Genomic DNA, 11,848 nt, shown 5'->3' on the forward strand with positions numbered 1-11,848 from the left:
TAACCTGAACCGCCCGCACACGAGCCTCAACGGCTTGACCCCTTACGAGTTTGCAACCCGGTCCACACACGACCAGAACATGAACAGAGCTAACTTATAAACGCGGACAATCCGGGGAGCAGGTCACGCTCGAGGCCGTGAAACGAATCGATGCCCTGTTCGATATCGAGCGTGACATCAACCGTCTCGCTGCAAGTGAAAGACTGGCGCGACGCCAGCAGGACAGCCGTCGTCTTGTCGAAGAGCTTGAGGCCTGGATGCGGGCCGAGCGGACAAAGCTGTCGCGCAGCTCTCCGGTCGCCGAGCCGATCGACTACATGCTAAAGCGCTGGGAGGGCTTTACCTCCTTCCTGGGCGACGGTCGGATTTGCCTGACCAACAATGCCGCCGAACGCGCTCTGCACGGCTTCGCTCTCGGCAGGAAGTCGTGGCTGTTTGCGGGTTCTGATCGTGGTGCCGATCGCGCCGCCTTCATGGCGACGATGATCATGACGGCCAAGCTCAACGACGTCGATCCGCAGGCTTGGCTTGCCGACGTTCTCGCTCGTATCGCTGACACGCCGATCACCAGACTCGAACAATTGCTCCCGTGGAACTGGGTGGCATCCTCAGCAGAAGCCGCGGCTGCGTAGGGTCAATCGATGGTTCACGAAACCGACAGAGATCAGTCCGACAATAACCGCGCTCTTGTTCGCGAGGCGTTGCTTCATGATTGGGATCCCATCGGCATATCTGATATCCCCGAAGCGAAGGACGAATATGACGCCTATGCCGACGTCGTACTCGGGATGCTCGTCAACGAGCACGCAACGGCAGAAGACATCGCCGACTACCTCTTTAAAATCGCCACAGAGCACATGGCGCTGACCGATCGCGGCATGGCTGAGCTATGCGATAGTGCCGCAAAAGCAATCGTGGCACTCCGATCAGACTTTTAGGCGAACCCGCTCTCGAGTTACCTGTGGTCCCCACCGGACGGATACTCCCTATATGGGATATTTCTCATAGTAATCACCTAGGAATAGCAACGCTTCCTGCTCTTCGTTGCGCAGTTTCACGCTCTCTTTTCTGTTTTTCCCCAACCGGTATCTGCGATCTAACGCCACTAAGATGTTATGAATATCCACCGGAAGCGGCTCTACCGATTCGATGACGCCGCCATCGTGCTCATCGGTTGGGGCAGATGTACCAGTAACCTTGTCGAATACAAAAGTCTGCTGGGTGGTTACGCGTCTGGACGTAATATGGGTATCATTGATCTTTGTGACGAGGCAAGTCAATCTTCCTCCGCTTTTTGACTTTCCATGAAAAATATCGCCAACCTCCAATTTGCCGAGGATAACTGAGCGATCTGTTTTATTTATTTCCTCATGATCTTTCATCTGAGGTCTCCTTTAATGCTTTTTTGCCCCGACGTATCCACCAATATTCAGCATATTACCGTATGTAATCCTTGAGAACTTCTTCTTGTTTGCCTCCGCTTAAGTTTTCTAGATCTAGCTCTTTCACGGCGCACTCTCTGCATAAAAAATTTGGCCGTATGCAATACATCGGAGTTTTACCGAAGGTCCCGCCATTCTTGCAAAACGAGCCTTGGCATTTTTCGGCTAGTCCCAAGGGGTCTATTTTGTAAAGCGGGTCGTTACCAACATAACTATAGAGATTCCCTGAACGATCCGTTCCCTCGCCTAATGGGTCCCTCGACAACCAACGTCCAACCTTCGGGTCATACGGCCTAAACCAAGTGAGCTTAAGGCCACTAGCGGGTTGAGAGAGCATTCCAGCAAAGCCATAATCTGTGGTTATTGCTGTCGCCTGTAGAACATTGCCCCATGGATCGTAATCATAAGTTGGGGCGTTCGCAGTATTCTGAAAAACCCGCCGCACTGAACCGATCTGGTCGATGGCGTAATAGAGAGCCGGATCGGCAGTTGCGCCGATTGTGTATTCTCCCTCAGCATAGTAGGCCCGAATTGGGACGTAGTTAGTATTCCGCTTCTGACATGGAGCGTTAGAGCACCACACGAAGTGTGTTTTCGCAACGCTTCCGCCGCCTTCTGGGATTTCCGTGATAGATACACGCCGCCCGAGGCCGTCATAGGTAAACTGCGTTTGCTTGCCAGGTTCCGCATCATAGCTGATAGCAAGGAGCCTGCCTTCTGCATCCCATGAATAGAGGTGCGCGTCATCGGAGACGAGATTACCGCTCGGATCGTAGCCGTAGGCCCTGCCGGAAATCTCCTCGATCTGATTCAACACATTGTAACTAACTACTTGCGTGTCAGGATCGGGAATCGGCACGGATGCGTCGCTATCCTGAGTTATGCCTGTAATCTGGCTCTCTGGTGAGGTACGGAAAGTAAAATTGGTAAATTGTTCTGCCGTGAGGCCGGTGTTGGCAATGCTGAGTAGGCGCCGGTCACCGCTATTGGTCAAATAGCTCCAGGTTGTCTTGAGCGTTGCGGCCGGAGCCTGAAGCCGGCGTTCGATCACCTGATCGGTTTGGCCTAGATAATTCAGGTCGAAAATGCCTAGCGCTGAAGAATGCCCGATGAGCCGATCGATGGAATCATAGCTGAAGGTCTCCGGAGCGCTGCCGGAAACCGTGCGCGAAGAGAGCCGCGCGAGCGCATCGTAGATATAGTCAATGGAGTGGGCACAATTGCTTCCACTAGCAGCCGTGAAACATTCGGCCTGTAGCTTCTGCGCGCCATCAGCGAACGATGGATGGTAGCTGTAGGATGTAACGCCTACTCCGTCGGTCATGGAGGTAATGCGGGAGAAAAACGGATCATAGCCAAAGGCGACGTTCGCGGTGGGGTTGACCGCATTTACGTAGCTGATGGCCGTGAGCAGGTTATCGATGCCGTAGGAATATTGTTTTACCTGTCCAAGCGGGTCGAGGACAGTCTTAAGGAGCGTGATAGTGTCGTCATATGTGTAGGAAAATACACTCTCGTCGGCATAAGCCTTTGAGACGACCCGACTTTGTATGTCATAAGCCCATTTTGTCGTGTTGCCTCGGGCATCGGTAGTTGAGGCCATCTTTCCGCTCGGAGTGTATGTATAGCTGGTAATTTCTCCTGAAGGGCTGCTCGTTCGTATCAAGCGGCGATCAGCGTCGTATTCATATCGCCACTGACGGCCCTCCCTGTCGATGTAGGACGAGAGGTCCAACCTATTATAGGCGAAACGCTGTGCCGTTCCGTCAGGGTAGGTGACACTGATGATTCTATCTGCCTCATCAAAATCATAGGTGACGCTCCATCCTTCGGAGTCCGTATATGTCCGCACTCGGGAGAACGCATCGTATGTGAAGCTGCCCGCAATCTGGCCGTTGGCATTGGTGATTGAGGTCAGATTTGCCGATGCGTCATATTGGAAGGATGTGGTTTCGTTCAGGGCATTTGTAGCGGAAAGAAGCTGCCCTGCGGCGTTATAAGCGTACTGGCTGGTTTGGCCTGCTGCGTCGGTGTAGAAGAGAGGTCGGTGCTGATTGTTGTAGATAATCTGGGCCAGCACGGATTGCCCGCCCGACTCGTCTACCTGGCTTACGGACGAAATGTCGATGCCATTAGCGTACGTATAGAAGGTTGTACGACCAGCGGGATCGGTCTCTTCACTCAAATTTCCGAGGCGGTTATAGGCGAATTTGCGAATCTGCGTCGAACCGTCATCCAAGACGCGTCCTACTGCTATCGGCTTGCTATAAGTGCCTTGATAAATGGCACCACTCGCTTGTCCTTCGTAATTATACCAGACCCTGTTCTCGAGGGCGTTTTTCTCCGTTCCGAGTGCCGTGCCTTTGATCGCTGCACCGGGCATATGGAGGAATTGAAGAATTTTTGCCTTATTGTAATCGCACTCACCGGCGTCGGTGCACCCGGATTCGACGTAAGCGCTCTTGTCCCAATAGAAGCTGCTGCGATATCGCAGATAATCATTCTGCAGCGAGACCGGCATGCCTACTGGTACTGTAGCGGCCGCATCGCTGTTCGGAATCGGCGCCGGCTCCAACCATTCAACGCGCTCTTTGTTGCCGAGCGGGTCGGCAACCTGAACGAAGCGCGGCGGCTTTTCAGTGCCCGGCGCTGTGTAGCTGAACGTCGTGGTGCCATACGGTGTGGTCAACGCCGAGACGAGCGAATTGACGTCATAGGTAAAACTCGACGTGAGGCCAATGATGTCAGTAATTGAACTGAGACGGTCACTCTCATCATATCGGAGCGTCGCGGAACGACCGAAGGGGTCAGTGATTTTGCTGATGAGCAGCGGCCGCCGAGCAACCCCATAGCTGAAAGTCGTGTCTCGTCCGACGGCATCTGTGATCGAGGTGAGCCGAAACTGAGTGTCATAATGCAGCGTTGCGGCATTTCCCTGCGGATCGAGAATCTGGCTGAGGAAGATACGCCGCGGATAGGATATGGCGCCATCGGACTGGTCGTAAATTTCGACGGACCCGTCCTTGAGAAGGCGGCGGTAACGCCCTTCACTAAGAGAAACAAGCGAGAGGATCGATCCGTCGGTGTCCTGGGCAGCAAATGTTTTCTGCGCCGTATCAAAATCCTCATAGTAATAGGCCCCGCCTTCAGCGAGGAAACGCGACACGTCCGCTCCTGCGTTCGTCGGGTCGTCAAGAATGTAGGTTTGCCAATTGAAGGTCCATTTCGGACTGACATTGGAGAAGCTGAAGTTTGCGGGTTGGCTGTCTTCGCGCTGGTTGTATGTGATCTGAACGCGCATTGAGGGACCAACTTGAGGATCGTAGCCGACTGGTGTGTCGGATAGACTGACGCTGACACTCGAAGCTTTAATCGCGTAACTGCAAAGAGGGCAGGGTTTCGGGGCCGGAGGGGCGCCGGGTGCACCGGGACCACCTGGCGCTCCGGGTCCACCCGCACCGCCTCCGCCTAGCAAGCCCGCTCCTGGTCCCCCACCCCACGCCGGAGGGCCACCTCCTCCATTGCCGCCGCTTCCATCGGGTCCATCGCCACCGTTTCCGCCACCCCCGATGGATGGATCTCCAGCGCCACCAGGCCTTGTGCCGTTAGTCGGACCTTTGCCCCAAACAGTTTGAGCCTCTTGGGTGTCGACATCACGCCAACCTTCCGCCGATGCTATGTCGAAGCTGTTGGGCACCAGAAAATAGCCGCTTGCCTCCGAATCCAGAGCGGATTGCGTGACCCAGATACCGGAACCTGCAAAAACCGCATCTCGAACGAAGTAGCGTCCATTCACTTTCTTAACGATTGTCGCAAAGTGGCCCACGTTCCAGTGGACGATGGAGGGTACTGGAACGGGTTGGCTGATTTTACGATAGACCAGCTTGTGTGGCAGCTTCAGGCTGTCGGCTAACTCCCCAATTTCAGCGAAATTGGTTCCGTCATTCCCGGAATTGAAGTATTGCAAGAAATTTACAGTGTCAGGCTTCGCATGCTCCTCAAGCGCTAGAGCACGCAGCGCGAGTGGTCCGCAATTGTATAGATGACGCGGGTCTTTTTCGGATAAGACAAGGACTTCCCGCGCCTCCTGAAGGGCTTCTGTGGCGGAACCTGAAACCGGGCGATCGCCGATCTCATCGAACAATCGGGCCAGCTCGTCCATGTGCCCGAGGTTGGCACGGAGTCTCACCAACTCTCCGAGAGCACGGTCGACGAGTGCCTTGGCTTGAGGATCGCGGTCGTCGCGACCCTGCCGCCATGCTCGTTCGAAGGCGATCAAAGCTTTAGAGAAGTAACCTTCTCGGAGGTCGGAGAGGCCAAGATTGGTAGAAATCGAAGCCGACCAGCCGGAAGCAGGATAGACATCAAGGAAATGGCTCAATGCTGAGCGGTCGTCGGGCTGAAGTCGAGCCTTGTATTGTGCTATCGCGTCGGAAAGCGCAGCATCCTCTTCTGGCGTGGTAACCTTGGTAGGTATCAGCGGCTCAGAAAGAGAGGGGATCGCCCGCTCCAACGCCATTTCAGCCGGAACATTGACGTTCACAGGCGAGGTCAGCGCAAAATTCACATTAAGAAACAATACGGAAAATACAGTCGTAGCAAGCAATTTCATCTTGTTGCCCCTGCTTGGACGTCATGCTGTTGATAGAAGTGGCCTCAATTCTCAGACCATTCAACGCATCCCCACGTGCCTGCCCCCCACATTGGCTCGACAGCACCGGTAGTCCATGAGAACGCATCCCACGTCGCGTCACCCCAAGTTGGCGTGTTATCAGACTGGTTGTGCGAAATTTGCGAGGTGCGATTGCCGACCGGATCGTAGGCGTAGACAACGCAACGAGACTGGCCGTAGCGCCCCGTGGTCAATCTTCCGTCCTGATCATAACCGAAGCTTGCTTCGGCTTCATCCGCCCACGCTCCAACTGCGGCGGGAAGAGACAGGGCAGCGAGCAAGGCAGATAGGTACACGAACTTGAGAAATCCACTCATGCGCTACCTCCGGCTGAAAATAACCGCGCTATCCTGCTTCAGGACGCGCATGCGCAATCTCTGCTTCGAGGCAAAATACTGAAGAATAGAGCTTTTGCGTATTGCGTCTTGATGAATGAGGATGCGGACTTGTAAACGCAACCAGTGATAGCTTTGTCGTCGTCAAATGTAAACGCGATTTTTCCTCGTTTTTCATAAAGACGATTAGTTTTGAGGGCGGATCACAAAAAGTATCTTTTAAAAACAATGCATTAATGATGTGCATGCGACTTATTCATGCCTTAAGGTGGAAAAATAGTCTCTTGACTCGCTCAAAATTCTCGCGTCATTGTTGTGCAATATTGATTTCCTTCGAATTCAAACGCTTCAATTCACGCGGAGCGGCAGATGCAAACTCTTCATCGAATATTGCTTGGCTCTCTTGCTGTAACTGGATTTTTGACATTTCCATTTGCTGCGTCCGCAAGTTGTGTCATTCCAAACCAGATCGCAAACGGTCAGCCCATCGATGCTACGCCCGTTAACGGGAATTTTGCGAGTTTGAGCGCGTGCGAGGCTGCATCGTCGCCGGCTGGCTCGCAGAATTCCTTGCAAGTGCGAGGAGCAGATGGGGCCTTTGTTGGTGTAGATCCGCTCGACGATGGGGAGTTGATGATCGGGGCCGCAGGAAACGCGCCGACCGGATCGACGTTGACCGCCGGACAGGGTGTCCAGATACAGAATTCAGCCGGCGCTATCACCGTTTCCGCCCCAGGGGGAAGTGAGACCGGCGGCGTTGATTGGTTGAACGCAGCCGCGACCGTACGGCCCACCTTCAACGACTTCGCCCTTAAGACCTCCTCGACAGCGCCAACCGGAGCGTCCCTGGCAGCAACCGTGCGCGGCTTTGTCCTCACAGCTACCGGAGGCGGCGCCAATACTGCCATGATGGCCGAGGCAAACACCCCTGGCAGTGCCGGCTGGGTTGCAACCATGCTTACCGCCTATTCCGGCCCACTATCAACCTATAGTGTGCCGGCCATCGCGGTGCGGGATTCCGTCAACAACCGAGCGGTCCAATTCGGGATTGGTGGCGCAAGCACGACTACCTACCGCTTCAGCTATACAAAAACGGTTGGCGGTAGTGGTTTGAACAGTTTCATCGGAACTGCGGATACACTCGTTGATGCAGGTTTGGCTGCACCATCGGAGCCGATCTGGACACGTCTTACTTACGATGGAACCAACCTGACGTGGGCTTTCTCGCGTGACGGTCAGTTTTTTGTCAACGCCTATGTCGTTGCCGCCAACGAAACTCTTACCAACCTGGATAAGGTCGGGCCGGCCGTTCTGTTTGTTGAACCAACACACACCACCTGGCCCGTGGCTTATCACATTCTCTCATGGACCATCACCAGCCTCTGAACAGGCGGAGCATTTAGGACCTTTGTGATGATGAAGAACATTTCCATTGGTTTCGCCTTTACGTCTTATCTCCTGACGGCTGGCGGCGTATTTGCACAATGCACACCCCCAAACCAACTATCCAATGGGCAGGTCGCAGACGCTGCGCAGGTTATGGCGAATTTCAACGCGATCGCAGGGTGCGTTGATGAGCTTTCGCCCGGAGGGTCGACTAATGCCGTGCAGTTTAACAACGGTAGCGGCGGCTTCGGTGCTGCAGGTCCTTTGACAGACGGTCAAGTGTTGATCGGTTCCACCGGAAGCCCACCCCAAGCGGCCACGATTACGGCCGGCTCCGGTATCGCTATCCTGACGGCTCCTGGAAATATCACAATTGCCGCTACGGCAAGTGCTGGGGGCGGTAGTGTTGACTGGCTTAATGAAGCGGCAGTGGACAAACCCATTGCCGCGAACTTTACTCTGCAGACTTCAACGACCGTACCCGCCGATGTGACGCTCGCGGCCACGAATAGAGGATTCGCCCTTACCAGTTCGTCCTCAACGGCCGGCCGGGCGATGATGGCCGAGGTTGATGCGCCGGTGGGTAATTGGCGCGCCACCATGCTGGCAGTCTATACCGGTCCGCTCAACTCCTACAACCTGCCTGCCATCGGTGTTCGTGATGCCGTGAACTTCCGTACCGCCATGTTTGGCATTGGTGGAGCGGGAACGAGTTTGACAACCCGATTCGACTACCAGACTTTCTCAGGCGGTGCCGGTCTCGACACCTACGCAAACGATGTTTCGCTCACGGACATCGGCTTGCCAGCACCGTCCTCGCCCATTTGGTCGCGGTTGACCTACAATGGAACGAATTTCATCTGGTCCTTCTCACGAGATGGTCAGTACTTTGTGGACGTCTACAGCGTTTCTGCCACTGCATATATCACGAACCGGAGCAAGGTGGGGCCCGTGCTCACATTTCAACAGACGACGAAAACGGCCTGGAGTGCAGCTTATCATATTCTCTCCTGGCGCGTAGAAACGCTTTAAAGAGTTCTGGTCGATGCTAAGCAGCGTCGACGGACTGCCGCCTATCATCGCTTGGGTAAATTTGCTGGAACAGGTCTAGACCACCTGGTCTAGTCAGTCGGCACTGCCACTGTCAGAGGCAACAGCCCGAATCCTTCCGGATCTGGAATTGTGGCTTGGAAGATATCGAGGATCGGCTTTCTCTTTCTTGCCGGCAGCTTTTTCGCAGCGCTTACCGCCTCTCCGAATGGAGCGTATCCCAAGTCGCCTATATCTGGGGTTTTATCAACCTTGGCGAATTTGCGCGGGTCTATCGCAACCGTTTCGGCGAGTTTGCCTCGCAAACATTGCGGCGGTAAGTGCACCCGCGACAGCGCGAGGGGGCCAAAGAAAACCAGTCCAGAACCTGATGGCACCCGGGAGGATGGCCATAAGGTTCGCGAGGCGAGAGGACGCCGCCAACCCCGAGACAATTCATGCCGGGGCGAGAGCGCTGACAAAAATGGTTTCGGTCTTGGGACGGCAATCACGTCAGCCAGGGATCCACGATAACCACTCCCGTTCCCTCGAAGTCCTTCACATTGCGGGTGACGACAGTCATGCCATGAACAAGGGCTGTGGCGGCGATCAACGCATCCGCTTCGTTACGTCGGTCGGGTATATACAGATGGGCGCAGCGGGTTGCAACAGCGTCGTCAATCGGCAGGATACGACCGGCAAATTCCGGACGCACGTGATCATCAAGCCATGACCGCAGCCGTGCGCCTTGCCTGGCGTCCCGGCGTTGTACGCCAAGCACGCCTCGCTCCAGCTCGAGAATGGTGATCGCCGAAACATAGAACAGGCTCGCATCTTCCGCTTCGATCCATGCCACCACCCTGGGATCGGCCTTACCGTCTCCAATCTTGCGAAGTTCGGAGACGACATTGGTATCCAGAAGGTAGTTCACGACAGATCAACCTCGCGTGGCTGGATCGTGACCCGCGTGGAGGGGAACTCGATATCGGAGAGGCCCGGCATGGAAAGTGCAGCGGCAAGGCTGCGATGCTTGCCGGAGAGGCGTTCGAATTCATCGTAGGTCATCAACACATGCGAAGGCTTTCCGCGATCCGTAATGATGACGGGTCCATTCCGGGCGGCTTTCTTGGCACTGCTAACATCATGATTGAGCTCGCGGCTCGAAAGGGTTGTGACAGTCATGGCGACCTCCAATGTAGGCACGTGTCTACATATAGCGTATTCTTCACCCGCGACAAGCTTCCGGGTGAGAGATGTGCCCAGGAAGGTGGAATGGACCTGCGACCCATCCATTCCACCTGTTCATCACGCCGCTTCCCAGACCTGGTTGAGGATCCTGGCGGCAAGGGCGGCCTTGTCCTGCGGAAGAAACCGACCGTAGTGCTGCTGCACCACATCCGGCGTGTCCTGGATCGCGTAGCTCGCCTGCTCGTAGGAACCCGTCTGCTTGAGAATGTGGGTTGCCAGGACGTCCCGGATGTTATGAGGTCCATGCGGCAGCAAGCCCTTGATGGCGCCACGGCCGGTATAAGGATTGTAGATGCCGTATCGCTGGATCGCCAATCGCCAGGCCTCATAGAATGTGGTCTGGTCATAGGAGGCATCGGTGCTGGTCGTCTTCACGGTTTTGACAAACAGAGTGCCGGGATCATGCGCGCCGCCAAGCAGGACACCTCGATGCCTGTCGATATAGGCATCGAGGTATTTATAGAGATCAAGCAGGTCGGGCAGGACCAGCCGAAACGGTTTTTGCCCGAAGAAGGATGAACCCGAATTCTTGAAGGCGACCGACGGGATCAGCACTTCCCAGCCATGGTCGCGTTCGCTCCAGCGTAGCTCTCCACGTTTCAGGTCTTCCAGTCGGCGCTCCGACGTCGGGAAATGACCGCGCGGGCAGACAAGCAATTGGCGGAGGTTTTTTTGCCTGAGCCCCAGGTGCAATCCGAGCCGGAGCATCAGGAAGGAGCGTATGGCTTCTGCGGCGGGCCGTGGATAGCGATCCTCATCCGGCATACGCTTCAGGATTTCGTCGGTGATCTTGCGATACTCCGCCAATGGGCTCTCTGCTTCGAGGACGCACATGATCGGCTCGAATGGATCTCGATGTACACGCATCACCCGTTGAACCTCCCTGGAGCGATTGGCGGCATGGCGGTGAAACGCATCGCATGCACCGTGCCAATCCCGGGAAGCCGCCTCGATTTCCTCGGGCTCGATCAGGCCCTCGATCGGTTTGACATTCTTCAGAAGCTCCGGGTGCTGTCGGATCCAGCCGACCTCGGCGCGTGTCAGCGCCATCGCCGCCATCAGCATGTCCTCTTCCCATCTGGTGTAGAAGCCGCGTCGCTGTTCGCGCCACTGCAGATACCAGTCCCAGACACCAGGGAAGACCAGCAGGCCGAAGGTCAATTGGCTGAGCGGCACGCCGCGGCCCTTGACGACGCCGGCCGGCGAGGCGGCCAAGGCGCCAAACATCAGGCCGAGATGTTCGATCTTCTGGGAGGCGGTTTCCTCGCCCCAGACGCCATTGCGCTGGAAGCCGATTGCCGTCAGCGTCGAGGTCTTGAAACGGATGAGGTCGGCCATCTCCATCGCAAGCCGTGGCGGTGCATCGACGACGCCGGAGAGCAGGTCCGGATCTTCGAACGGCTCTTCGACATGGCGTTCAGCAGCGGTCGCCGACAAAAGTGTCCGCGGAGACAATGATCCTCCACCATAGGTGACACCTGGGAACCGGATGGCATAACGCTGCCTGATCGCCACCGCCTGGTAACGACGATAGTCGGTGGAACCCGAGATGATGACCCGGCGTACCCAGTCGAGGATTTCGTTTCGCTTGGCAAACGGCAGGCTGGCGGGTGGCGTCGCCTTAATCGAGCACAGCACGCGATCATTGCTTCGGCGTGAATTTCACGCTTTGATCGACAAGGCGATCTCACGCCAGTTGGTGTTGGCGTGGGCGCGGAGTTGGCGATGATCAGCGG

The 11,848-nt window shown here is 55.7% G+C and carries 9 protein-coding genes and 2 pseudogenes; 5 read left to right on the plus strand and 6 right to left on the minus strand.

Annotation, left to right across the window (positions count from 1 at the left end; all coding sequences use genetic code 11):
* Window positions 1-98: 98 nt before the first annotated feature.
* Both NBH21_RS25840 and NBH21_RS25845 read left to right on the plus strand, forming a co-directional pair.
* A pseudogene (locus NBH21_RS25840) lies at window positions 99-632 on the plus strand (IS66 family transposase); the annotation flags it as partial.
* Between the two features lie 9 nt (window positions 633-641).
* Window positions 642-938 (plus strand): hypothetical protein, encoded by a 297-nt coding sequence (locus tag NBH21_RS25845; RefSeq protein ID WP_250913195.1) that lies wholly within the window; start codon window positions 642-644, stop codon window positions 936-938.
* Window positions 939-986: 48 nt separating this feature from the next.
* Here NBH21_RS25845 and NBH21_RS25850 read toward each other — a convergent pair whose 3' ends face one another.
* Genes NBH21_RS25850 through NBH21_RS25860 form a run of 3 tightly spaced genes read right to left on the minus strand, consistent with a single transcriptional unit; the run spans window position 987 to window position 6,431 of the window.
* Complete coding sequence (locus NBH21_RS25850; RefSeq protein WP_250913196.1) at window positions 987-1,382, minus strand: hypothetical protein; 396 nt, start codon at window positions 1,380-1,382, stop codon at window positions 987-989.
* A 55-nt stretch (window positions 1,383-1,437) separates the two neighbouring features.
* The gene (locus NBH21_RS25855) at window positions 1,438-6,054 is read right to left on the minus strand and encodes an RHS repeat-associated core domain-containing protein (RefSeq protein ID WP_250913197.1); all 4,617 of its coding nucleotides are present in this window, start codon (window positions 6,052-6,054) and stop codon (window positions 1,438-1,440) included.
* Between the two features lie 44 nt (window positions 6,055-6,098).
* Window positions 6,099-6,431 carry a hypothetical protein gene (locus NBH21_RS25860; RefSeq protein ID WP_250913198.1) on the minus strand — a complete coding sequence of 111 codons (333 nt, stop codon included), beginning with the start codon at window positions 6,429-6,431 and terminating at the stop codon, window positions 6,099-6,101.
* Between the two features lie 387 nt (window positions 6,432-6,818).
* Between NBH21_RS25860 and NBH21_RS25865 the strand changes: the two genes are divergently transcribed.
* The 3 genes from NBH21_RS25865 to NBH21_RS25875 all read left to right on the plus strand — a co-directional run bounded on the left by NBH21_RS25865 (window position 6,819) and on the right by NBH21_RS25875 (window position 9,205).
* Window positions 6,819-7,835, plus strand: a complete 1,017-nt coding sequence (locus tag NBH21_RS25865; protein ID WP_250913199.1) for a hypothetical protein — start codon at window positions 6,819-6,821, stop codon at window positions 7,833-7,835.
* Between the two features lie 27 nt (window positions 7,836-7,862).
* Complete coding sequence (locus tag NBH21_RS25870) at window positions 7,863-8,867, plus strand: hypothetical protein (protein ID WP_250913200.1); 1,005 nt, start codon at window positions 7,863-7,865, stop codon at window positions 8,865-8,867.
* Between the two features lie 155 nt (window positions 8,868-9,022).
* On the plus strand, window positions 9,023-9,205 hold the full coding sequence (locus NBH21_RS25875) for a helix-turn-helix domain-containing protein (RefSeq protein WP_250913201.1): 183 nt from the start codon (window positions 9,023-9,025) through the stop codon (window positions 9,203-9,205).
* Window positions 9,206-9,372: 167 nt separating this feature from the next.
* Here the strand turns inward: NBH21_RS25875 and NBH21_RS25880 are convergent, their stop codons facing one another.
* From NBH21_RS25880 to NBH21_RS25890, 3 genes and pseudogenes are all read right to left on the minus strand, one after another.
* The gene (locus tag NBH21_RS25880; protein ID WP_250913202.1) at window positions 9,373-9,795 is read right to left on the minus strand and encodes a type II toxin-antitoxin system VapC family toxin; all 423 of its coding nucleotides are present in this window, start codon (window positions 9,793-9,795) and stop codon (window positions 9,373-9,375) included.
* On the minus strand, window positions 9,792-10,046 hold the full coding sequence (locus tag NBH21_RS25885; protein WP_250913203.1) for a type II toxin-antitoxin system Phd/YefM family antitoxin: 255 nt from the start codon (window positions 10,044-10,046) through the stop codon (window positions 9,792-9,794). The genes NBH21_RS25880 and NBH21_RS25885 overlap by 4 nt, the downstream gene beginning before the upstream one ends.
* A 123-nt stretch (window positions 10,047-10,169) precedes the next feature.
* Window positions 10,170-11,717 (minus strand): annotated as a pseudogene (locus tag NBH21_RS25890) (hypothetical protein); the annotation flags it as partial.
* Between the last annotated feature and the right edge of the window lie 131 nt (window positions 11,718-11,848).

It is taken from the genome of Ciceribacter sichuanensis, from assembly GCF_024055605.1.
GTDB lineage: Bacteria > Pseudomonadota > Alphaproteobacteria > Rhizobiales > Rhizobiaceae > Allorhizobium > Allorhizobium sichuanense.